Source organism: Streptomyces sp. NPDC046881 (assembly GCF_040645015.1).
Classification (GTDB): domain Bacteria; phylum Actinomycetota; class Actinomycetes; order Streptomycetales; family Streptomycetaceae; genus Streptomyces.
The window spans coordinates 12639-35624 of sequence record NZ_JBEYXJ010000062.1; the positions used below are offsets into that span (position 1 = coordinate 12639).

Consider the following 22986-nt stretch of genomic DNA (forward strand, 5'->3'; position numbering starts at 1 on the left):
TTCCCTACGATGGCGCGGTGACCAGTACCGCGTCCTCCATGGACCTCCGGCAGGGGCAGGCACCGCACGACCAGCGGCCGTCGTGGCAGCAGCGGCTGCGCCGATTCGGGTACGCGCCGGCCGCGGACGCGCCCTCGGGCGACGTACGCGACCGGCTGGTGCCGCCGTACGCCGAGCCGAGCCCCCGGCTGTGGCGGGTGCTCGGCGCGTCGCCGGTCCTCGCCGAGCGGCTCACCCGCTGGTCGGGCTGGGGCGGGCCGCTGCTGGTGACGCTGATGGCGGGCGTCATGCGGTTCTGGAACCTGGGCAGCCCGCGCGCGGTGATATTCGACGAGACGTACTACGCCAAGGACGCGTGGGCGCTCGTCCACCGCGGTTTCGAGGTCAGCTGGGACCAGTACGGCAAGAACGCCAACGACCTGGTGCTCCAGCAGGGCGGCCGTCTGACGCTCCCGACGGACCCGGCGTACGTGGTGCACCCGCCGGTCGGCAAGTACGTCATCGGGCTCGGCGAGCTGCTCTTCGGGTTCGACCCGTTCGGCTGGCGGTTCATGACGGCGCTGCTCGGCACGCTGAGCGTGCTGCTGCTGTGCCGGATCGGCCGCCGGATGTTCCGCTCGACGTTCCTGGGCTGCCTGGCGGGCGCGCTGATGGCGGTGGACGGCCTGCACTTCGTGATGAGCCGGACCTCGCTGCTCGACGGCGTGCTGATGTTCTTCGTGGTGGCCGCGTTCGGCTGCCTGGTCGTGGACCGGGACCGGGCGCGGGAGAGACTCGCCGCCGCGCTGCCGGTCGCGGCGGACGGGCGGGTACGTCCGGACGCGCGGGTCGCGGACGCCTTCCGGTTCGGGTGGCGCCCGTGGCGCTGGACGGCCGGGGTGATGCTGGGCCTGGCCGTGGGCACGAAGTGGAACGGCCTGTACGTCCTGGCCGCGTTCTGTGTGATGACGGTCCTGTGGGACGTCGGCACGCGCAAGGTGGCCGGCGCCCACCACCCGTACACCGCAGCCCTCAAGTACGACACCGGACTGGCCTTCGTGGCGACGGTTCCGGTGGCGCTGGTGGTCTACCTGGCCTCCTGGACGGGCTGGATCCTGTCCCCCACCAACGGCAGGGGCGGCTACTACCGCAACTGGGCGGCCACCGACGGCAAGGGCGGCACCTGGGCGTTCCTGCCGGACTGGCTGCGCAGCCTGTGGCACTACGAGCACGAGGTGTACAAGTTCCACGTCCACCTCGACCAACCGCACACGTACCAGTCCAACCCGTGGAGCTGGATCGTGCTGGGCCGCCCGGTGTCGTACTTCTACGAGTCCCCCTCCCCCGGCGCCGACGGCTGCCCGGCGGACGCGGGCGAGAAGTGCGCCCGGGAGGTGCTGGCGATCGGCACACCGCTGCTGTGGTGGGCGGCCTGCTTCGCGATCCTGTACGTCCTGTGGCGCTGGGCCTTCCGCCGCGACTGGCGGGCCGGCGCCATCGCCTGCGGCATCGCGGCGGGCTACCTGCCGTGGTTCCTCTACCAGGAGCGGACGATCTTCCTCTTCTACGCGGTCGTCTTCCTGCCGTTCCTGTGCCTGGCGGTGGCCATGATGATCGGCGCCATCGTCGGCCCACCGGGCTCCAGCGACACCCGCCGCGTGATCGGAGCGTCGGCAGCGGGCGTCCTGGTCCTGCTGATCAGCTGGAACTTCATCTACTTCTGGCCCCTGTACACGGGCCAGGCCATCCCGATCGACAGCTGGCGGTCGCGGATGTGGCTCGATACCTGGGTCTAGCTGGACACACACCACAGAAGGCGCGGCCAGCCGGCCGCGCCCTCGTGGCCGTTGTTGGTCGTCGGCAGTCGCCACTGGCCACCCTCGGACGGCCCGGCGACGGCAGCTTGGCTCACTCTGCGGGCCCACGCGAGTGAGCCTGGGGCGGGCCTCTCCCACCTCGATGCACTACATGAGCAAGGCGACCAGGGGTTTAGGCTCCTCCGCAGGCGATCAAGTTCAGTCATGCATGGGGCGGGGGAGCGTTGAGCGACATCGATCCGACGTCGATCGGCCATTACCGAATCGTGGGTCGGCTGGGGGACGGAGGCATGGGCCGCGTTTACCTGGGGCGTTCACCCGGTGGGCGCGCCGTGGCGGTGAAGGTGGTGCACCCGCAGTTCGCCTCCGACAGGGAGTTCCGTCGTCGTTTCGCGCGCGAAGTGGAAGCAGCCCGCCGGGTCAGCGGCGTGTTCACCGCTCCGGTGGTGGACGCCGATCCTGAGGGGTCGCCCCCGTGGCTTGCTACTGCCTACATACCGGGCGTTTCACTCCACGACGCCGTGGCCTGTCACGGTGCTCTGCCCACCGCCTCTGTACTCGGCCTCGGCGCAGGAGTCGTCGAGGCGTTGAAGGCCATCCATGAAGCCGGGCTCGTCCACCGGGACCTCAAACCGTCCAACGTCCTCCTGGCATCCGACGGTCCTCGCGTCATCGACTTCGGCATCGCCCTCGCATCCGAGGCTTCCGCGCTCACCCGGACCGGCACCACCATGGGTTCGCCCTCCTTCATGGCGCCCGAGCAGATATCCGGGGACAGGCCGGTCGGTCCGGCCAGCGACGTCTTCTCCCTGGGCTCAATGCTGGTCTTCGCCGCAACCGGAGAGGGGCCTTTCGGTTCCGGCCCCGTGCATTCGCTGCTTTTTCGGATCGTCCACCAGGAAGCGGCCATGGAGCGGGTCCCTACGGAACTGCGCGAGATCCTGGCCCCGTGCCTGCGCAAAGATCCGGACCAGCGACCGTCAGTGAACGACCTCCTGACGGATCTCACCACACGCCTGACCGTTTCACCGGAGGACGCTACGGTCTCGCTCCACAACCGCGGGTGGCTGCCAGACACGCTCGCGCGTACGATCCTGGGACGCATCGGGGCGGACCTTGCTCTTAGCGACCCGTCCGCTGACACGGAGATCCTCAGGGGCATCGGGCCAGACCGAACTCTCATCGACAACCAGGCTCTCCTCGGGACCGGAAACGGTGCAGCGGAAATGGCTGCACGCCTCAAGGAGCAGACCGAAGCGGAGTGCGCCGAGATGGTCGCGCAGGCCAGGACCGAGGCGTCCCTCATCCTTGCCAAGGCAGCTCGGGACGCCCAGGCCAAGCGGGAAGAGGCGGACGCTCTCTTCGAGGAGACCCGCGCCAAGGCCGCCCAGGCGGCAGCCGACTTCGAGACCAACCTCGCAAAGCGCCGCCGGCAGTCCGAGATGGAAATCCCGCAGGCCAGGACCGAGGCGTCGCTCATCCTTGCCAAGGCAGCTCAGGATGCCCAGGCCAAGCGGGAAGAGGCGGACGCTCTCTTCGAGGAGACCCGCGCCAAGGCCGCCCAGGCGGCAGCCGACTTCGAGACCAACCTGGCAAAGCGCCGCGAGCAGTCAGAACGCGACCTGGCCTCGCGCCAGCAGAAGGCCGAGAAGCGGCTGACGGAGATCGAGCACCGCGCCGAGCAGCTGCGCCTTGAGGCGGAGAAGCTGCGCACCGACGCCGAGCGCCGCGCCCGCCAGACGGTGGAGACGGCCCAGCGCCAGGCCGACGACATCAGGGCCGGCGTCTTCGCCCCATCTGAGCGGGACCTGGCAAAGCGCCAAGGGGAGGCATACATTCGTCTAGCCGAAACCGAGGAACGCGCGGAGACTCTCCGCCTGGAAGCAGAGAAGCTGCGCACCGACGCCGAGCGCCGTGCCCGCCAGGTAGTAGAGGCAGCGGAGCGAGAAGCCGAGGACATCAGGGCGGGTGCACTCGAAACCGTTGTGGACAGCGACTCCACGGCCAATCGCGGCACGAGGTGGTTTCGCCGGCACTAAGAAGCCTCGGGGGCTGCCGCCCTCCTGGCCTTCACGGTCCAGGCTGCATCGGGCTAACTGCATCTACTTCTGGCCCCTGTACACGGGCCAGGCGATCCCCATCGACAGCTGGCGGTCGCGGATGTGGCTGGACACCTGGGTGTAGCGGGGCGGGTGTCACACCCGCAGGCGTACCTGTGCCGGGCCGCCGGCGCCCGCGGTGACGGTGGCCTCGGCGGTCCGGTCGTCCGGGGTGCGGCACTGGACGGCGTAGACGCCTTCCGCCCGCACGGAGAGGGTGAAGCTGCCGTCGGCCCGGGAGAGCGCGGCGATGTCGGGGCGGGGCTCCGGGCCGGCGGTGAGGTACACGCTGGCCTCCGGGACGGGCCTGCCCGTCGCCGTGTCCTCCACGATCCCGGTGATGAGGTGGACGGGGTGACCGCCGGGCGGCACCTCAGGCCTTCCAGGCGACCAGGTTGTCGTAGACGGGCTGAGTGATCCTCGTCCCGGAGTTGACGGTCGCCCCGCCGTAGGCGTGCACGGCGATACCGTAGCGGTTGCCGTCGACGATGCTGAATACGGCGCTGCCGCTCTGCCCGCCGGCGGTGTCGATGTCGTAGTACACCTTCAGCGGGTTCACCGAGCTGATGCCCCGCGCGTCGAACCACTGGGTGCCCGGGGGCTTGTCGCCCGGGTAGCCGGAGATGTTGGCGGTGGTCTTGAGCAGATCGGCGTCCGGCCACGCCCCGAACCCGAACCATCCGGTGGTGGAGCCCAGTTCGGTGGGGATGATGATCGCGCCGTAGTCGTAGTTCTCGTCGCCGCCCGACTCGGTCCAGCCCTTCACCGAGCGGAAGTTGGTGCTGGTGACGGAGCCGAAGGGCAGGGTCGCGCCGTTGCGGCCGGGCATGACCTGGATGCTCTGGACCCAGCCGTGGTCGGGGTGACCGGGGTGGTTGATGAACACGACGTGGCCGGCGGTCGCGAGCGTGTGCGGCCCGATGAACCAGGCGGTCGCGATGTACGCGTCACCGTTCGCCGCGGTGATGCGCAGCGACGCGTTCGCCCGCCAGGGGTAGTCGGCCGTGTTCGTGATCTGAACCCTGTCGTCCGGTCCGTGCACGGTCTCGGCCACCGGCGGGGGCGGCCCGAACGACGCCACGCCGATGTCGGGCAGTTCCGCGGTGGGCGGGGTCCACAGCTCGGCCGGCATCCGGTCGTACTCCGGACGTACGTACCCCTCGACCTGTTCCAGTCCGTTGGTGCCCGCCGGTGCCCCGGCGCCCGCCACGCCCTCCGAGGGGGGCTGGAAGATGGCCTGCTCCGCGGCCAGGGCGACCTGTTCCGCGGGCTGGTTGGAGACAGAGATGTGCTGATCGCGTGTCATGTCCGAAGGCCTTCCTGCAGAAGCGGCGCCGCGATCAACCGGCGATTGCCGGCCGAACGTCCGACCACGCCACTTGGTATCCCCTTTGACACGATACGTCCGTCCGGGTGGTGTCGCATCAGCGGTATGGCCGCTCGCCCCGCCCGTCCAGGCCCGGCAACATCTCCTTTCGGACACCAATCGGCAACTCCGGTCACAAACAGGCGACACAACCGCTTACAGTGCTCCAGGACACCTGTTTTGAACGCGTTCAACAGGTCGGAGACGGAGGGGGATCCGCACCATGCGCAAGGGCGTCAAAGCGGGCGTCATAGGCGGAGTGTGCGTCACGCTGCTGGGCGGGGCCGGTTACGGGCTCTACCACGTCGCGTCCGCGCTGAACGGCGACGGCGGCCCGGGAGGCGCGCCGGCGCCCACGGGTCCGCCCAGCAGTTCCGAGGTGAAGGAGGCGACCGGCGCCTTCTTCGCCGCCTGGCAGAAGGGCGACGCGGCGGCCGCCGCCTCGTACACCAACTTCCCCGATGCCGCACAGCAGTTGCTGACGGCCTACTCCGGTGACGCGCACATCGGGAAAGTGCGGATCACGCCCGGCCCGGCCACCGGGGACACGGTGCCGTTCACCGTGCGGGCGACGGTGTCGTACGCCGGCGTGTCCCGCCCGCTGTCGTACCGCAGCACGCTGACCGTCGTCCGCGGCGAGACCTCGCACCGCGCGCTGGTCGACTGGCAGCCCTCCGTCGTCCACCCGCGCCTGCGCAAGGGGGACACGCTCACGACCGGCGACTCGGCCGCCCCGGAGATCGAGCCCGTGGACCGCGACGGCAAGGTGCTCACCCGCGTGAAGTACCCCTCCCTCGGCCCGATCCTGGACGAACTGCGCAAGCGGTACGGCGACAGGACCGGCGGCCGGCCCGGCGTGGAACTCGTGATCCGCCATCAGCCGGCCGCCGACGGCAGCCAGGCCGCGGACACCCCGCTGCTGACCCTTGCCAAGGGCAAGCCCGGCAGGCTCCCGACGACGCTCAGCGCGAGCGCCCAGGCGGCGGCCGAGAAGGCCGTGGAGAAGTACCCCGACTCCTCCGTCGTGGCCGTCAAGCCGAGCACCGGCGAGATCCTGGCCGTCGCCAACAACCGCAACGACGGCTTCGACGCGGCCCTCCTCGGCGAACGCGCCCCCGGCTCCACCATGAAGATCATCAGCGCGGCGACCCTCATCGACAACGGCCTGACCACGGCGAACGGACCGGCGCCCTGCCCGCCGTCGGCCGTCTGGCAGAGCCAGACCTTCCAGAACCTCAAGGGCCTGGCGCCGGACGAGCACGCCACCCTCGCCGACAGCTTCGCCCGCTCCTGCAACACGGCGTTCGTGAAGTTCGCGGACGAGGTGAAGGTCGACTCCCTCACCCGGGAGGCCGAGGAGCGCTTCGGGCTCGGGCGCAACAACTGGCAGGTCGGCGTGCCGACGTTCGACGGGCGGGTGCCCGCCTCCGGCGGCCCGGACACCGCGGCCAACCTGATCGGCCAGGGCCAGGTGCAGATGAGCCCGCTGAACATGGCGTCCGTCACGGCGACCGCGAAGACCGGCACCTTCCGCCAGCCCCTGATCGTGCCGCTGAAGCTGGACGACCGGGAACCGGCACGCGCGCGCGGGCTCTCCCCCGGCACGGCCCGGCAGCTGCGCGCCCTGATGAACCGCACCGCGCGCAGCGGCACCGCGGCGGGCGTGATGGCCGGACTGCGCGGCGAGGTGGGCGCGAAGACCGGGTCGGCCGAGGTCGACGGGGAGGCCAGGTCGGACAGCTGGTTCGCCGGCTACCGGGACGATGCGGCGGCGGCCGCCATGGTCCAGGACGGCGGTCACGGCGTCGACGCGGCCGGGCCGATTGTCGCAAGCGTGCTACGGAACGCGGGCTGAGATCACCCGTGAAGGCGGGGACTTTAAGGTGAATGCAGTCGTTGGGGAGTGTGAAGGGCGTACGGGGACCCTGGGGAAAGGTGCGGAGGAACTGAGGCTGTGGGCAAGAGAAGGCGCGTCGCCGAGCGGCGCAAGACCCGGCCCGCCGTACTCGGCGGGATGATCGCCGTGGTGGTCGGCGGCGCCGGGTTCGGCGTCTACGCGCTGTACGGCGGGGCCGCGGCCGACGAGCGGACCGGTGCCACGGCCGACCACAAGGCCGTCCCGTCCGGCCCCCTCACCGCCGCCGAGGTCCGCACGGCCTCCACCCGTTTCCTCACCGCCTGGCAGCACGGCAGGGTCACCGCCGCGGCGGCCGCCACCGACGACCCCGCCGCCGCCGGCAAGCTGCTCACCGGCTACGCCAAGGACGCCCGTCTGAAGGACGTCACGCTCACCCCGGGGACGGCGAAGGGCACCGAGGTGCCGTTCACCGTGAAGGCGACGGTGGCCTACCGCAAGCTCAGCAAGCCGCTGTCCTACGGCAGTTCGCTCACCGTGGTGCGCCGCGCGAGCGACGGCAGACCGCTGGTCGACTGGCACTCCGCCGTGGTCCACCCCGACCTCAGGGACGGCGACACGCTCGTGACCGGCGAGTCCGGCACCCCGCCGGTCAGGGCGCTGGACCGCGACGGCGGCGAGATCACGGCCGCCGAGTACCCGTCGCTGGGCACCGTGCTGGACGGGCTGCGGGAGAAGTACGGCAAGAAGGCGGGCGGCACGGCGGGCGTCGAGCTGCGCGTGGTGCGCGGCAAGGCGGCCAAGGCCGCCAAGCTCTCCGACAAGACGCTGGTGGAGCTGAGCAAGGGCACTCCGGGCACCGTGCGCACGACGCTCAGCCCGGCCCTCCAGGCCGCCGCCGAGCAGCAGGTGGCGAAGCGCGCGCGGGCCTCGGTGGTCGCCCTGCGGCCCTCGACCGGGGAGATCCTCGCGGTCGCCAACAGCGGGCACGGCTTCAACACCGCCTTCCAGGGCTCCCTCGCACCCGGCTCCACCATGAAGATCATCACGTCCTCGCTGCTGATCGACAAGGGCCTGGCCGGCGCGGACAAGAAGCACCCCTGCCCGAAGACGGTCACCTACGGCGGCTGGAAGTTCCACAACGACGACGACTTCGAGATCAAGGGCGGCACCTTCAAGGCGAGCTTCGCCCGGTCCTGCAACACGGCGTTCATCAGCCAGGCGAAGAAGCTGGAGAACGACGACCTGACCAAGCAGGCCCAGCAGGTCTTCGGGCTGTCGAGGAACAACTGGGCGATCGGGGTGCCCACCTTCGACGGCTCGGTGCCGGTGCAGTCGGCGGCGCAGATGGCGGCCTCGCTGATCGGGCAGGGCGGGGTGCGCATGAACCCGCTGAACATGGCCTCGGTGGCGGCGACCGTGAAGTCGGGCAGCTTCCACCAGCCGTACCTGGTGTCGCCGTCCGTGGACCACCGCACCCTGGCCACGGCCTCGCGGAGGCTGTCGGCCAAGACGGTGTCCCAGCTGCGCGAGCTGATGCGGTACACGGCCGCCTACGGCACCGCCGCCGAGGCGATGTCGGGGCTCGGCCCGGACTACGGCGCGAAGACCGGCTCGGCGGAGGTCGACGGGCAGAAGAAGCCGAACGGCTGGTTCACCGCCTACCGGGGCGACCTCGCCGCCGCCGGCGTGGTCCAGGCGGGCGGGCACGGCGGCGACACGGCCGGGCCGATCGTGGCGAAGCTGCTGAAGCTCGGGGGCTGATCAGCCGTATACGGGTTCGGCGAAGTACGTCCGGAGGAGGAACCGGATCAGCGCCTTCGACTCGAACTGCACCAGTTCGACGCCGTGGTCGGTGTGGAACTCGACCACGGCCTGGACCCGCCCGCAGGGCCACACCCGGACGGCGCCGCTCTCGGCGGGCGCCCGCAGTCCCCGTTCGAGGAGCGCGCGGGAGAAGGTCCACTCGTGCGGTCCCGGCAGGCCCACGCGGACCGACCAGGGATCGGCGTCGGGGTCGTACCGGAGCACGACGGGTACGGCTCCCGGGTCGTCCTCGTCCGTGACGATATGAGCGCGCGCGTACTGTTCGACTACAGACATCGGACCGCCCTCTCACGCACTGTGATCTATGCGAAAGCTGTGCATCCGCTTTCCATCAAGAGTCGCACACTTTCCGGTTCGCGCCCCGGCGAGACGAGACCCGGTCTCTCTTGCAAACAGTTCGCAACAAGGGCCTAAAATCATCTGGTGCATGTACCTGACGGATTCATCGACGCGCCCACCTCCGCGGTCACCGGGGTCGTCGCCGCCGGCGCCCTCGCGGTGAGCCTGCGCGGCGCCCGCCGCGAACTCGACGAGCGCACCGCCCCGCTGGCGGGCCTGGTGGCGGCGTTCATCTTCGCCGTGCAGATGCTCAACTTCCCGGTCGCGGCCGGGACCAGCGGCCACCTCCTGGGCGGGGCCCTGGCCGCGATACTCGTCGGCCCCTACACAGCCGTCCTGTGCGTGTCGGTCGTCCTGCTCATGCAGGGCGTGCTGTTCGCCGACGGCGGGCTGACCGCGCTGGGCGTGAACATCACCGACATGGCGATCGTCACGACGGTCGTCTCCTACGCCGTCTTCCGCGGCCTGCTCGCCGTGCTGCCCCGCAAGCGGCGCACGGTGACCGTCGCCTCCTTCGTCGCCGCCCTGGTGTCCGTGCCGGCCGCCGCGGTCGCCTTCACGCTGATCTACGCGGTCGGCGGCACCACCGACGTCTCCATCGGCAAGGTCGCCACCGCGATGATCGGCGTGCATGTGCTGATCGGTGTCGGCGAGGCGGCCATCACCGCGCTCACGGTCGGCGCCGTCATCGCCGTACGCCCGGACCTGGTGCACGGCGCGCGCGGGCTGCAGCAGCGGCTCCGGCTGCGCGTGAACGGCGAACTGGTGGACGCGCCCGCGCCCACGGCGCCCGTGGCGGCGCGCACCTCGCGGCGCACGCTGTGGATCACCGGTCTCGTCACCTCCCTGGTCCTCGCCGGCTTCGTCAGCTTCTACGCCTCCGCCGACCCCGACGGACTGGAGAAGGTGGCGCACGACAAGGGCATCGACAAGAAGGCGGAGAAGCACGCCACGGCCGACTCACCGCTCGCCGACTACGGCGTGAAGGACATCGCCGACGCCCGGCTGTCCGGCGGCCTCGCCGGCGTGATCGGCGTCGGTGTCACGGTCGTCGCGGGCAGCGCGGTGTTCTGGTCCCTGCGCCGGCGGCGCAGCGACGACGTGTCCCCCGCGAGCACCGGCGTCTGACGTGGGAGCGGGACACGCGCACCGGCTCTACCGGCACGGGCACTCGCCCGTGCACGGCCTGCCGCCGCACACCAAGCTCGCCGCCGTCTTCCTGTTCGTGGTGGTCGTGGTGTCGACCCCGCGCGAGGCGATGTGGGCGTTCGCCCTGTACGCCGTGCTGCTCGCGACCGTCGCGTACCACGCGCGCGTGCCCGCCGGTTTCCTGCTCCGGCGGCTGCTGATCGAGGTGCCGTTCGTCGCGTTCGCGGTGCTCATGCCGCTCGTGGCCGAGGGCGAGCGGGTGCACGTCCTGGGCCTCTCGCTGAGCGTGAACGGGCTGTGGGGCGCCTGGAACGTGCTCGCCAAGGGCACCCTCGGCGTCGCCGCCTCCGTACTGCTGGCCGCCACCACCGAGCTGCGCGAGCTGCTGCTCGGGCTCCAGCGGCTGAAGCTGCCGCCGCTGCTCGTGCAGATCGCGTCCTTCATGATCCGCTACGGCGACGTCATCACCGACGAGATGCGCCGGATGCGGATCGCGCGGGAGTCGCGCGGCTTCGAGGCGAAGGGCGTGCGGCACTGGGGCGTGCTCGCCAAGTCCGCCGGCGCGCTGTTCATCCGCTCCTACGAGCGCGGGGAGCGCGTGCACCTGGCCATGGTGAGCCGGGGGTACGCCGGCGCGATGCCGGTCATCGACGAGGTGACCGCCTCGCGCGCGCAGTGGTCGTACGCCCTCGCCCTCCCCTGTGCCGCCCTCGTCGTCTGTCTGCTGGGATGGATGCTGTGACAGCTTCTCTGGAGGTCTCCGGCCTCGCCTTCGCCTACCCCGACGGCCACCAGGCCCTGTTCGGCGTGGACTTCTCCCTCGCGCGCGGCGAACGGGTCGCCCTGCTCGGCCCGAACGGCGCCGGCAAGACAACCCTGGTGCTGCACCTCAACGGCATCCTGGGGGGCGGCACCGGCACGGTGACCGTGGCCGGGCTGCCGGTCGGCAAGCGGCACATGGCCGCGATCCGGCAGAAGGTCGGCATCGTCTTCCAGGACCCGGACGACCAGCTGTTCATGCCGACCGTGCGCGAGGACGTGGCGTTCGGGCCGGCCGCCGCCGGGATCCGGGGGGCCGCGCTGGAGGAGCGGGTGCGCACCGCGCTGGAGCGGGTCGGGATGCAGGACTTCGCCGACCGGCCGCCGCACCACCTCTCCTTCGGCCAGCGCCGCCGGGTCGCGGTGGCCACCGTGCTCGCCATGGAGCCGGAGATCCTGGTCCTGGACGAGCCGTCCTCCAACCTGGACCCGGCCTCCCGCCGGGAGCTCGCCGACATCCTGCGCTCCCTGGACGTCACGGTCCTCATGGTCACGCACGACCTGCCGTACGCCCTGGAGCTGTGCCCGCGCTCGCTGATCCTGAGCGACGGGGTGATCGCGGCGGACGGCCCGACGCCCGCGCTGCTGTCCGACGAGGAGCTGATGCGGGCACACCGGCTGGAGCTGCCGTTCGGCTTCGACCCGAAGTCCGTGACAATGGGCGCGTGACGAACGAGGACGCCGCCGCCGAGGGCTCGCTGCTGCTGGACGACCAGCTGTGCTTCGCGCTGTACGCGGCGCAGCGCGCCGTGACCGCCGCGTACCGCCCGCTGCTGGACGACCTCGGGCTCACCTACCCGCAGTACCTGGTGCTGCTGGTGCTGTGGGAGCGCGGGGAGACCACCGTGAAGGAGCTGGGGCGGGCCCTGCGGCTGGACTACGGCACGGTCTCGCCGCTGCTGAAGCGGCTGGAGGGGGCGGGGCTGGTGCGCAGGGAGCGCGCGCCGGGTGACGAGCGCTCAGTGCTCGTGGCGTGCACCGGGCGCGGCGAGGAACTCCGGGAGCGCGCGGCGCGCGTCCCCGGCGCCCTGCTGACGACGACGGGGCTCGGCGCGCAGGAGATCGCGCGGCTGCGCGAGGAGCTGTGGAAGCTGACCGAGCGCGCCGTCGAGGCGGCCGACCGGTACTGAGCCCGGGTTACCCCGGGTTTGCCACCCCCTGCGTCCCGCCCTGACCTACCGACAAGTACCTTGTGCACGATGTACTTGTGCGCCACTTGTTCCGGGGGAGGCCGGCCATGACCGAGGCAACCGCTGTCGACACGCGTCCGACGAAGATCATGTACGTCGCCGAGGCCACCGCCCACGGCGGCCGGGACGGCTACGTCACCAGCCAGGACGGCCGGATCGACCTGAAGGTCGCGATGCCCCCGGAGCTGGGCGGCCACGGCGGCGGCACCAACCCGGAGCAGCTCTTCGCGGCCGGTTACAGCTCCTGCTTCCACAACGCGCTGATCCTGGTCGGCAACCGCGAGGGCTACGACCTGACCGGCTCCACCGTGGCCGCGAAGGTCGGCATCGGCCCGAACAGGCACCGCGGCTACGGCCTCGCGGTCGCCCTGAGCGTCTCCCTGCCGGTCCTGGACCCCGAGGTGGCGACCCGGCTGGTGGACGCGGCACACGAGGTGTGCCCGTACTCCAACGCGACGCGCGGCAACATCGACGTAACGATTCTGTTGGGCTGATCCCACCGAGGAATCGCAGGCGCGCGGCCCGCGTTGCACCCACTGTCGCAGGCAATCTCGCAGGCAATCGGAAGGGGCGGCGGGCGTGGACGTGCACGGCACTGTGGCCGGGGGCTTCGAGCCGGTCAGGGAGGCGTTCGCCGCGAACTTCGCGCTGCTCGGCGAGCGCGGCGCGGCCGTCGCCGTCTACCGCGACGGCCACCGGGTCGTGGACCTGTGGGCCGGCACGGCGGACGTGGACGGTACGGCCCCGTGGCAGCCCGGCACCGCGCAGATCGTGCGCTCGGCCACCAAGGGCGTCGCCGCCGCCGCGCTGCTGCTCCTGCACCAGCGCGGCGAGCTGGACCTGGACGCCCCGGTCGGCACGTACTGGCCGGAGTACAAGGCGGCCGGCAAGGAGCACACCCGCGTACGGCACCTGCTCGCGCACCGCGCGGGCGTGCCCGTGCTGGACCGCCCGCTGACCCCCGCCGAGGCCGCCGACCCCGACGTGGGCGCCGCGGCCGTCGCCGCCCAGGCCCCGGTGTGGGAGCCGGGCACGGCCCACGGCTACCACGCCCAGACCTACAGCTGGCTCACCGGCGAACTGCTGCGCCGGGTCACCGGCCGCCCGGTCGGCGAGTGGATCGCGCAGGAGATCGCCGGGCCGGCCGGGGCGGACCTGTGGCTCGGCCTGCCGCAGGGGCAGCACGCGCGCGTGGGCCGCGTCGGCCCGGTGGACGCCCCGGAGAGCGCGGGCGGCCTGAAGACCCGCCCCAAGCGCGCGGTCGCCGAGGCCTACGCCGACCCGGAGTCCCTGACCCGGCGTGCCTTCGCCGCGATCACCCCGCTCCCCGACGAGAACGACCCCGCCTACCGCGCCGCCGCCCTGCCCGCCTCCAACGGCATCGCCACGGCCGACGGACTGGCCCGCTTCTACGCCTCGCTCATCGGCGAGGTGGACGGCGGCACCCGGCTGTTCACCCCGGAAACCGTGGCACTGGCCCGCGCCGAGCAGTCCGCCGGGCCGGACCGGGTGCTGGTGGTGGGCACCCGGTTCGGCCTCGGATACATGCTGCACGGCGCCGCGTCCCCGCTGCTCTCCCCCGGTTCCTTCGGGCACCCCGGCCGCGGCGGCGCCCTGGCCTTCGCCGACCCGGAGTCGGGCATCGCCTTCGGCTACGTCACCAACGGCTTCCGGCAGAGCGTCACCGCGGACCCGAGGGCGCAGGCGCTGGTACGGGCGGTCCGCACGGCGCTCGCCTGATCCGCGGCGCCGCGCGGCACGCCGGGCCGGTGTCAGACGTGGATGGGGTGCGAGGTGCGCCCGGACGCCGAGTCGATCTCCTCGTGGGCCTTGGTCAGCAGCTGCATGGCCAGTTCGTTCAGGGCGCGGGCACCCGCGATCTCCTCGCCGACCCGGGGCTGGTTCGCGTCGACGCGGTGCCGGCTGGCGCGGCCCTGGGCCCGCACCTCGGAGCCGTCGGGCAAGCGCACCAGCGCCGCCGCGCGCGTGTGCTGATCGTCCTCCATGAATTCCAGCTCGATGTGCCATCCGACAGTGGTGTGCATCATGACGGACTCCTCCCAGATCTCGCTGTCTCCAGGGTGCGCCTCGCCACCCCGGCCCGTCATGTCGTAGCCGGGGGCGCAGGGCCTTTCTTCCGGATCAGGCCGGCCCCCCAGCGACCGCGCCACCTGGCACCCCGCGACACCGGCAAGACCCGGAAGAGAGGCCCTAGCCGGCGCGCAGCATCAGTCCGATGCCCAGGACCACCAGGGCCGCCGCCGCGATGCGCGGGGCGCCGAAGCGTTCCTTGAAGAACAGGGCGCCGATGGCCGCGCCGACGATGATGGACGACTCGCGCAGGGCGGCGATCGGGGCGAGCGCGGCACGTGTCTGGGCCCACAGCACCAGGGCGTAGGCGGCGACGGACAGGGCGGCGCCGACGAGGCCGAGGGCGGCGTACGGCCGCAGCAGCCGTACCGTGTCGGCACGCGCGCGTGCGTACAGGAACACGGGCAGTACCGAGCCCTGGAGGACCATCAGCCAGGCGATGTATCCGAGGGACGTGCCCGAGGCCCGTACGCCCATGCCGTCGACGACGGTGTACACGGCGATGGTCACACCGGTCGCCAGGGCCGCGCCGATCGCCGCCCAGTCGGGCCGCTTCCCGCGCAGCCCCCACAGGCTGACGCCGGTCAGGCCCAGGCAGGACACGGCGATGCCGGCGCTCGCCCAGGCGCCGGGCACCTCGTGCGCGAAGACGGCGGCGAGCAGCGTGACGACGAGCGGGGCGCTGCCGCGCGCGATGGGGTACGCCTGCCCGAAGTCGCCCAGCCGGAACGAGGTCATCAGCAGGGCGTAGTAGGCGATGTGCACGGCCGCCGAGGCGCACAGGTACGGCCAGGCGGGCCCGGCCGGGAGCGCCGTGAACGGTGCGATCGCGAGCCCGATCAGCAGCCCGCCGCCGGAGATGAGGGCGAAGCCGACGAGCTTGTCGGTGATGCGGTGCGCGATGGCGTTCCAGCTGGCGTGGGTGACGGCGGCGAACAGCACGGCCGCCGCGACCAGGGGCGTCACGCGGTCTGCTCGCGCACGTCCACCAGCGTCGCGCCCGCGTGGGCGACGAGGTCCTGCGGCCCGATCGGGGAGACGGTGTACGGCGTGCCGGCCGCCGCCCAGACCACGTCGTGCGCGAGCAGCGAGCGGTCGGCGAGGACACGGGTGCGGGTGCGGTGCCCGAAGGGCGGTACGCCGCCGATGGCGTACCCGGTGGTCTCGCGGACCACCCCGGCGTCGGCGCGGGTGACCTTCCCGGCGCCCAGTTCCCGCCGTACCCGCTCGACGTCCACCCGGGAGGCGCCGTCCATGAGGACCAGCACCGGGGCCCCGTCGGCGGCGAACACCAGCGACTTGCAGATCTGGCTCAGTTCGCAGCCGATCGCGGCGGCGGCCTCGGCCGCGGTCCGGGTCGCCTCCGGGAAGCTCCGGACCCGGACGAGCACCTCCCCCAGTCCCGATTCCTCCAGTGCGGCGGCGAAACGAGGGTGTGCGGTCGTCGTCATAGGGCGCACGCTAGCGGGTCACTGCGTGGCATACGAAACGAATTCCGGGCGGGCGGCGCGGGCGGCCCGGGAACGGAAGAGCCGGTGAGGGTGCAGCCCCGTCCCCACGGGCACCCTCACCGGCGGCTGTGCCGTCAGGAGCGGTACGTCAGGCGCGTACCAGCTCCTTCTCCTCGTCGGGGTCCGCGGTGCGCAGCCCCTCGCCCTCGACGTCGACGTTGGGCAGCGCGCGGTCCAGCCACTTCGGCAGCCACCAGGCCCGCTTGCCGAGCAGGGCGAGGACCGCCGGGACGATGGCCATGCGGACGAGGAACGCGTCGAAGAAGACGGCGACCGCGAGACCGAAGCCGATCATCTTGACCATCGACTCGCTGGAGCCGATGAAGCCGGAGAAGACGGCGATCATGATGACGGCGGCGGCGGTGACGACCCGGGCGCCGTACCTGAAGCCGGTCACGACCGCCTGGCTGGGCTTCTCGCCGTGGACGTAGGCCTCCCGCATCCGGGTCACGAGGAACACCTCGTAGTCCATCGCGAGGCCGAAGACGACACCCACCATGAAGATCGGCATCATCGACATGACCGGGCCGGTCTGCTCGACGTTCATCAGGCCGGACAGCCAGCCCCACTGGAAGACCGCGACGACGGCGCCGAGCGCGGCCATCACCGACAGCAGGAAGCCGAGGGCCGCCTTCAGCGGGACCAGCACCGAGCGGAAGACCACGATCAGCAGCAGGAAGGCCAGGCCGACCACCAGGGCGAGGTACGGCAGGAGCGCGTCGTTCAGCTTCTGCGAGACGTCGATGTTCATCGCCGTGGAGCCGGTGACCAGGACCGTGGAGTCGGTGTCCCGGGCGATGTCCGCGCCCTTGTCGCGGATGGCGTGCACCAGGTCCTCGGTGGTCGCCGAGGACGGCTTGGACCGGGGCACGACGGTGATCGTCGCGGTGTCGCCGGCCTTGTTGGGCGTGGCCGGGGTGACGGTGACGACGTCCTTCAGGCCCTTGATCTCGTCGCCGACCTCGGTGAACGCGGCCTTGGGGTCGGCGCTGCCCTTGGCGTCGACGACGACCATCAGGGGGCCGTTGAAGCCGGGTCCGAAGCCCTCGGACAGCAGGTCGTAGGCGCGGCGCTGGGTGGTGGAGACCGGCTGGGAGCCGTCGTCGGGCAGGCCCAGCTCCAGGGAGGCGGCCGGGATCGCCGCCGCGCCGAGGCCGATCACGCCGAGCAGGAGCACGGCGACCGGGCGGCGGACGACGAAGCTGGCCCAGCGGGTGCCCATGTTGGGGCGGCCGGGGTTCTTCGGGGTACGGCCGCCGCCGAGCAGCTTGCTCTTCTCGCCGGCCGGCTTGACCTTGCGGCCGGCGTAGCCGAGCAGCGCCGGGATCAGGGTCAGGGCGATGAGGACGGCGACGGCGACCGTGCCGGCGGCCGCGATGCCCATCTTGGTCAGCATCGGGATGTTGACGACGGACAGGCCCACCAGGGCGATGACGACGGTCAGGCCGGCGAAGACCACCGCCGAGCCCGCCGTGCCGACCGCGCGGCCGGCGGCGTCCTCGCGCTCGCGGCCCTCGGCGAGTTCGGCGCGGTAGCGGGAGACGATGAACAGGGCGTAGTCGATGCCGACGGCGAGGCCGATCATCGACGCGAGGGTGGAGGTGGTGGAGCCCAGGTCCAGGGCGTTGGCCAGCGCGGTGATCGTGGAGACGCCGATGCCGACCCCGATGATGGCGGTGAGCAGCGGGAATCCGGCCGCGAGCAGCGAGCCGAAGGTGATGACCAGGACGACGGCGGCGACCGCGATGCCGATGATCTCGCTGGAGCCGGTCTCGGGCGTCGCGTTCAGCGCGTCACCGCCGACCTCGACGGTCAGCCCGGCGTCCCGCGCGTGCTGCGCGGCCTCCTTCAGGGCGTCCCTGGAGGAGTCCTCCAGCTCCATGCCGGAGACCTTGTACTTCACCGAGGCGTAGGCGATGGTGCCGTTCCTGCTGACGGCGTGCCCGGTGTAGGGGTCGGCGACCGAGGCGACCTCGGAGCCGCTGCCCAGTTCCTTGACGGTCTTCTCGACGGTCGCCTTGTTGACGGCGTCCGTCATCTTCTCGCCCTTGGGGGCCTTGAAGACGACCCGGGCGGTGGCGCCGTCGGCGCTCATCCCGGGGAAGCGCTGTTCCAGCAGGTCGAAGGCCTTCTGGGCCTCGGTTCCGGGGATGGAGAAGGAGGTGTTGCCGGCGGCCGGCGCGGAGGCGGCACCCACCCCGGCGAGGGTGAGCAGCGCGACCCATATGAGGGCGACGAAGTGCCGTCGCCGGAAGGCGAGGCGGCCGATTTTGTAGAGGAACGTGGCCACGGAGGCGTACTCCCGGTCAGGTCGTTGGGTTCAGCTGGGCAGGGGCGATCAGCCCGACGACGTGAGCGGTGACGTCAGGTGGTGGGCTTGCCGGGGAAGGGCGTGGATCAGGAGGCGGGCGCGCCGAGGGCGGGGAGGACCACGGCGTCGATGTACGAGAGCAGGAAGTCCTGCGTCGGCGGCTGCTCGTCGATCATGGTGCGGGCGGCGAACGCGCCGATCATCATGTGCATCACGAAGCCGAGCGCCGGGTTGTCCGCACGGACCTCGCCCCGGTCGACCGCGCGTTGCAGCACGCGGCGGAAATCCGCCATCTCCGGCTCGACGAGGTGCTCCCGGAACGCCGTGAGCAGGTCCGGGTTGCCGTGCACCGCCATGGCCAGGCCCCGCATCAGCGCGGAACTCTGCTCCATCTCGCAGTCGTCCGCACGCAGCGTGAGCGCGTGCAGATCGCCCTTGAGCGAGCCGGTGTCGACGTCGCCGACCCGGCCGGGCTTGTTGTGCCGCACGGCCTTGGCGACCAGTTCGGCCTTGCCGCCCCACTGGCGGTAGAGCGTGGCCTTGCTGGACCGGGTGCGGGCGGCCACGGCGTCCATGGTCAGGGCGTCGTAGCCGACCTCCCGGAGCAGGTCGAGCACGGCGTCGTACAGCTCGGCCTCGCGCTCGGGCGTGATCCGGCTGCGCCGTGCCGTGGCAGTGGCTTCGGTCATGCCAGTCACCTTCCCGCTCCGGCCTGTCGTGCTTCGTACACACTGAAGATACCCCCACGCTGTACGAAACGAAACGGTTTCGTACGTGTGGTGGGTCACGAAGGTGAAGACCCCGTAAGCAGACGCCACAAGTTGCTGGGGCCCTTTGACCGGAAAAGCATGGGGAGGTGAGCTATCTGCGCTTCCCCCACCTCAGCGGTGACCGGCTGTGCTTCGTCGCCGAGGACGACCTCTGGCTGGCTCCCCTCGACACCCCCGGCCGCGCCTGGCGGCTCACCGCCGACCGCACCAAGGCCGGCCACCCACGTTTCGCCCCCGACGGCCACCGCATCGCCTACACCACCTGGCGCAGCCTCGTCCCCGAGATCCACCTCACCGACGTCGACGGCGGCCCCACGCGGCAGCTGACGTACTGGGGCAGCGCCGACACCCAGGTCTGCGGCTGGACCCCGGACAGCGACATCCTGGCCGTCGCCTCCCACGGCCAGCCCTTCTCCCACTTCACCTGGGCCTACAAGGTCCCCGCCGACGGCGACCCGGGCGGCCGGCTGCCCTGGGGCCCGGTCGCCGACATCCAGGTCGCCGAGATCGACGGCGAGCGCAGAACCCTCCTGCTCACCGGCACCCCGCCGCACGAACCGGCCTCGTGGAAGCGGTACCGCGGCGGCGCCATGGGCCGGCTGTGGCTGCACGGGCAGCGCCTCCTGCCCGACCTCGGCGGCCATCTGGCCTGCCCCCTGTTCGTCGCCGGCCGGATCGCCTTCCTCTCCGACCACGAGGGCGTCGGCAACCTCTACTCCTGCGCCTACGACGGCACCGACCTGCGCCGCCACACCGACCACGACGCCTTCTACGCCCGGCACGCCTCCAGCGACGGCGACCGGGTGGTCTACCAGTGCGCGGGCGACCTGTGGCTGGTGGACGACTTCTCCCCGGCCGGCGCCCCGCGCAAGCTCGACGTCCGGCTCGCCGGCCCGCGCACCGGCCGCCGCCCCTACCAGGTGCCGGCCGCGCAGAACATCGACGGCATCTCCGTGGACGAGACCGGCCGGGCCAGCGCGGTCGTCGTCCGCGGCAGCCTGTACTGGCTCACCCACCGCGACGGCCCGGCCCGCACGATCACCGAGACGCCCGGCGTCCGGGTACGGCTGCCGGAGATGCTGGGCTCCACCGGACAGGTCGCCTACGTCACCGACGCCGAGGGCGAGGACGCCGTCGAGATCGCCCACCTGCCCCGCGCCACCGGCGCCCGCGCCCCCCGCCGCCCGGCCTCCGGCGACCTGGGCCGGGTCCTGGAGCTGGCCTCCGACCCCCAGGGCGAACGCCTGGCCGTCGCCTCCCACGACGGCCGGCTGCTGCTGATCGACGTCACGGAGGAGAGCGAGGAAGGCGAGGACGCGGCGGAGACAGAGGGGGCTGAGGGGACGGGGGCGGAGTCCGGCGCCGCCGGTCCGCGCGGGGAGGTCACCGAGCTGATCCGGTCCGACAACGGCCCGGTCCGCGACCTCGCCTTCTCCCCCGACGGCTCCTGGATCGCCTGGTCGCACCCCGGCATCGGCCGCACCCTGCGCCAGATCAAGCTCGCCCGCATCAAGGACCGGCTGGTCGTGGACGTGACGAACGGCCGCTTCGAGGACGAGAACCCGGTCTTCACCCGCGACGGCCGCTACCTCGCCTTCCTCTCCTGGCGCGGCTTCGACCCGGTCTACGACGTGCACACCGGCGACCTGTCCTTCCCGCTCGGCTGCCGCCCCTACCTCGTCCCGCTCTCCTCGGCCACGCCCTCCCCCTTCGCCCTCAACCCCGAGGGCCGCCCGGCCGCCGGCGGGCTCGACCCGCTGGAGGACGAGGAGACCGGCGAGGCCGGCACGGTGACGGTCGAGGTGGAGGGCCTGGCGAACCGGGTCACGCCGTTCCCGGTCATCGCCTCCAAGTACTCGGCGCTGTACCCGGTCGCGGGCGGCGGCCTGGTCTGGCTGCGCTGGCCGATCTCCGGCGCGCTCGGCGAGACCTTCGCCAATCCCGCCGACATCAGCGGCCGCCCCACCCTGGAGTACTTCAACCTCACCAAGGCGAAGAAGGCCGAACTCGTCGACCACCTCGACTGGTTCGCGGTGAGCGGCGACGGAACCCGGCTGGTCGTCGTGGACGAGGGCGACCTGCGCGCGGTGCCCTCGACCGAGGTCGGCGACGCCGACTCGACCGTCTGGATCGACGTACGCCGCATCCTGCACGAGACCGACCCGGCCGCCGAGTGGCGCCAGGCCTACGACGAGGCCGGGCGGCTGATCCGCGCCTACTTCTGGGACCCGGGCATGTGCGGCATCGACTGGGACGCGGTGCTCGACCAGTACCGTCCCCTGGTCGAACGGGTCGCGTCCCCCGACGAGTTCGCCGACCTGCTCCGCGAGGTCCTCGGCGAACTGGGCACCTCCCACGCCTACGTCACCGCCGCCCGCCGCAACGAGGGCCCGCCCCACTACCAGCGCTGGCAGGGCCTCCTCGGCACCAACTTCGTCCGCCGCGACGGCCACTGGACGGTCAAACGGATCCTGCCCGGCGACTCCTCCGACTCCAAGGCCCGCTCACCGCTGGCCGGCACGGGCATCCGCGAAGGCGCCGTCCTCACCCACGTCGACGGCCGCCCGGTCGACCCGGTCACCGGCCCCTACCCGCTGCTCGCCGGCTCGGGCGGTACGACCGTGGAGCTGACCTTCCTGCCCGGCGAGGGCGAGACCGGGCACGCCCGGCGGGTCGCCGTCGTCCCGCTCGTCGACGAACGGCCGCTGCGCTACCAGGACTGGGTGGCCAAACGCCGCGAGGTGGTCCGGGAGCTGAGCGGCGGCAGGTGCGGCTACCTGCACATCCCCGACATGGGCGGCTCCGGCTGGGCACAGTTCAACCGCGACCTGCGCATGGAGGTCTCCCGGCCCGCGCTGATCGTGGACGTGCGCGGCAACGCGGGCGGGCACATCAGCGAACTCGTCATCGAGAAGCTGACCCGGAAGATCCTGGGCTGGGACCTGACCCGGGACGCGCAACCGGTGTCGTACACCTCCAACGCCCCGCGCGGCCCGGTGGTCGCCCTGGCCGACGAGGCGACCTCGTCCGACGGCGACATGATCACGGCCGCGTTCAAGCTGCTGAAGCTCGGCCCGGTCGTCGGCCAGCGCACCTGGGGCGGGGTCGTCGGCATGACCGGCCGGCACCGCCTGGGCGACGGCACGGTCATCACCGTCCCGATGAACGCGGCCTGGTTCGACGCCTACGGCTGGTCCGTGGAGAACCACGGCGTCGCCCCCGACCTGGAAATCGTGCGCACCCCCCTCGACTGGGCGGAGGGCCGCCACGCCCAGCTCGCCGACGCGGTGGAACTCGCCCTGGAACTCCTGGAATCCAACCCGGCGGCGGTCCCCCCGGACCTCAGCGACACCCCCGACAGATCCCGCCCGAAGCTCCCGCCAAGGACGACTTGAGAACAAGGGATCGCCCAGTAGGGGCGCGGGGAACTGCGCGACAAGCCACTACGCTCCCGCACCCGGCACACCACCCGCGCCAGCCCGGAAAATGAGACGCAGGGCGCCCCCCGAAACAGGGGGCACCCCACGTCAACCGGCCAAAGCCGAGCGCAGCGGCTACGCGTCGTAGTCCCGGTCGAACCGGTCCTCCACCTGCTGCTCCGTGTCCTCGATGTCACGGTAGTTCTGGCCGCCCCGCTCGGGGGGCTGCTGGCCCTGACGGCCCTGCTGACCGCGCTGGCCGGCCTTCTCGCGGCCCTGGTCCATCTTCCCCTTGGCCTGGTCCATCTTCCCCTTGGCCTGGCGCGACTTTTCCTGGAACTGGTCCTTCATACCCATGTGGGTTCACTCCCGTGATGAGTGGGGGTCCGGCCCCCGGTGGGGCCTCGACCAGATTCACACGGGCGAACACGCCCTGCATGTCGA

Annotated in this window: 20 protein-coding genes; 11 read left to right on the forward strand and 9 right to left on the reverse strand. The window is 71.9% G+C overall.

Annotated features, from left to right (window positions below):
* Positions 1 to 17 precede the first annotated feature (17 nt).
* Together ABZ923_RS25955 and ABZ923_RS25960 are read left to right on the forward strand one after the other, a co-directional pair.
* A complete protein-coding gene (locus ABZ923_RS25955) occupies positions 18 to 1775 on the forward strand; it encodes a phospholipid carrier-dependent glycosyltransferase (RefSeq protein WP_361475947.1) in 1758 nt (585 codons plus the stop codon).
* A 245-nt stretch (positions 1776 to 2020) separates the two neighbouring features.
* Positions 2021 to 3835: a protein kinase gene (locus ABZ923_RS25960; protein ID WP_361475949.1), complete on the forward strand. Its 1815-nt coding sequence runs from the start codon at positions 2021 to 2023 to the stop codon at positions 3833 to 3835.
* Positions 3836 to 3991: 156 nt separating this feature from the next.
* Here the strand turns inward: ABZ923_RS25960 and ABZ923_RS25965 are convergent, their stop codons facing one another.
* Together ABZ923_RS25965 and ABZ923_RS25970 are read right to left on the reverse strand one after the other, a co-directional pair.
* The gene (locus ABZ923_RS25965) at positions 3992 to 4267 is read right to left on the reverse strand and encodes a carboxypeptidase-like regulatory domain-containing protein (protein WP_361475951.1); all 276 of its coding nucleotides are present in this window, start codon (positions 4265 to 4267) and stop codon (positions 3992 to 3994) included.
* Position 4268: 1 nt separating this feature from the next.
* Positions 4269 to 5201 carry an endopeptidase gene (locus tag ABZ923_RS25970; protein WP_361475953.1) on the reverse strand — a complete coding sequence of 311 codons (933 nt, stop codon included), beginning with the start codon at positions 5199 to 5201 and terminating at the stop codon, positions 4269 to 4271.
* 283 nt (positions 5202 to 5484) lie between these two features.
* Between ABZ923_RS25970 and ABZ923_RS25975 the strand changes: the two genes are divergently transcribed.
* Both ABZ923_RS25975 and ABZ923_RS25980 read left to right on the forward strand, forming a co-directional pair.
* Positions 5485 to 7116, forward strand: a complete 1632-nt coding sequence (locus ABZ923_RS25975) for a penicillin-binding transpeptidase domain-containing protein (RefSeq protein ID WP_361475956.1) — start codon at positions 5485 to 5487, stop codon at positions 7114 to 7116.
* Positions 7117 to 7215: 99 nt separating this feature from the next.
* Positions 7216 to 8880, forward strand: coding sequence for a penicillin-binding transpeptidase domain-containing protein (locus ABZ923_RS25980; protein WP_361475958.1), 1665 nt, complete (start codon positions 7216 to 7218; stop codon positions 8878 to 8880).
* On the opposite strand, the gene ABZ923_RS25985 is transcribed toward ABZ923_RS25980, so the two are convergent.
* On the reverse strand, positions 8881 to 9219 hold the full coding sequence (locus tag ABZ923_RS25985) for an SsgA family sporulation/cell division regulator (protein ID WP_361475960.1): 339 nt from the start codon (positions 9217 to 9219) through the stop codon (positions 8881 to 8883).
* A 147-nt stretch (positions 9220 to 9366) separates the two neighbouring features.
* On the opposite strand from ABZ923_RS25985, the gene ABZ923_RS25990 reads away from it, so the two are divergent.
* From ABZ923_RS25990 to ABZ923_RS26015, 6 genes are all read left to right on the forward strand, one after another.
* Positions 9367 to 10410, forward strand: coding sequence for an energy-coupling factor ABC transporter permease (locus ABZ923_RS25990; protein ID WP_361475962.1), 1044 nt, complete (start codon positions 9367 to 9369; stop codon positions 10408 to 10410).
* A 1-nt stretch (position 10411) separates the two neighbouring features.
* Positions 10412 to 11173: a cobalt ECF transporter T component CbiQ gene (gene cbiQ, locus ABZ923_RS25995; protein ID WP_361475964.1), complete on the forward strand. Its 762-nt coding sequence runs from the start codon at positions 10412 to 10414 to the stop codon at positions 11171 to 11173.
* Complete coding sequence (locus ABZ923_RS26000; RefSeq protein WP_361475966.1) at positions 11161 to 11919, forward strand: ABC transporter ATP-binding protein; 759 nt, start codon at positions 11161 to 11163, stop codon at positions 11917 to 11919. Before cbiQ ends, ABZ923_RS26000 begins: the two co-directional genes overlap by 13 nt.
* Positions 11916 to 12380, forward strand: a complete 465-nt coding sequence (locus tag ABZ923_RS26005) for a MarR family transcriptional regulator (RefSeq protein WP_361475968.1) — start codon at positions 11916 to 11918, stop codon at positions 12378 to 12380. Before ABZ923_RS26000 ends, ABZ923_RS26005 begins: the two co-directional genes overlap by 4 nt.
* A 107-nt stretch (positions 12381 to 12487) precedes the next feature.
* Positions 12488 to 12934, forward strand: coding sequence for an organic hydroperoxide resistance protein (locus ABZ923_RS26010; protein WP_361475970.1), 447 nt, complete (start codon positions 12488 to 12490; stop codon positions 12932 to 12934).
* 85 nt (positions 12935 to 13019) lie between these two features.
* Positions 13020 to 14180, forward strand: coding sequence for a serine hydrolase domain-containing protein (locus ABZ923_RS26015; protein ID WP_361475972.1), 1161 nt, complete (start codon positions 13020 to 13022; stop codon positions 14178 to 14180).
* Between the two features lie 32 nt (positions 14181 to 14212).
* On the opposite strand, the gene ABZ923_RS26020 is transcribed toward ABZ923_RS26015, so the two are convergent.
* From ABZ923_RS26020 to ABZ923_RS26040, 5 genes are all read right to left on the reverse strand, one after another.
* On the reverse strand, positions 14213 to 14488 hold the full coding sequence (locus ABZ923_RS26020; protein WP_361475974.1) for a DUF1876 domain-containing protein: 276 nt from the start codon (positions 14486 to 14488) through the stop codon (positions 14213 to 14215).
* Between the two features lie 163 nt (positions 14489 to 14651).
* Positions 14652 to 15497, reverse strand: coding sequence for a DMT family transporter (locus ABZ923_RS26025; RefSeq protein ID WP_361475976.1), 846 nt, complete (start codon positions 15495 to 15497; stop codon positions 14652 to 14654).
* The gene (locus tag ABZ923_RS26030; RefSeq protein WP_361475978.1) at positions 15494 to 15982 is read right to left on the reverse strand and encodes a YbaK/EbsC family protein; all 489 of its coding nucleotides are present in this window, start codon (positions 15980 to 15982) and stop codon (positions 15494 to 15496) included. The genes ABZ923_RS26025 and ABZ923_RS26030 overlap by 4 nt, the downstream gene beginning before the upstream one ends.
* 148 nt (positions 15983 to 16130) lie before the next feature.
* A complete protein-coding gene (locus ABZ923_RS26035) occupies positions 16131 to 18332 on the reverse strand; it encodes an MMPL family transporter (protein ID WP_361475980.1) in 2202 nt (733 codons plus the stop codon).
* Between the two features lie 107 nt (positions 18333 to 18439).
* Positions 18440 to 19042, reverse strand: coding sequence for a TetR/AcrR family transcriptional regulator (locus ABZ923_RS26040; protein WP_361475982.1), 603 nt, complete (start codon positions 19040 to 19042; stop codon positions 18440 to 18442).
* Between the two features lie 167 nt (positions 19043 to 19209).
* Here ABZ923_RS26040 and ABZ923_RS26045 point away from each other — a divergent pair, with 167 nt between their 5' ends.
* Positions 19210 to 22518 carry a S41 family peptidase gene (locus ABZ923_RS26045; protein WP_361475984.1) on the forward strand — a complete coding sequence of 1103 codons (3309 nt, stop codon included), beginning with the start codon at positions 19210 to 19212 and terminating at the stop codon, positions 22516 to 22518.
* Positions 22519 to 22677: 159 nt separating this feature from the next.
* Here ABZ923_RS26045 and ABZ923_RS26050 read toward each other — a convergent pair whose 3' ends face one another.
* Positions 22678 to 22899 (reverse strand): hypothetical protein, encoded by a 222-nt coding sequence (locus ABZ923_RS26050; protein ID WP_361475986.1) that lies wholly within the window; start codon positions 22897 to 22899, stop codon positions 22678 to 22680.
* Positions 22900 to 22986 lie beyond the last annotated feature (87 nt).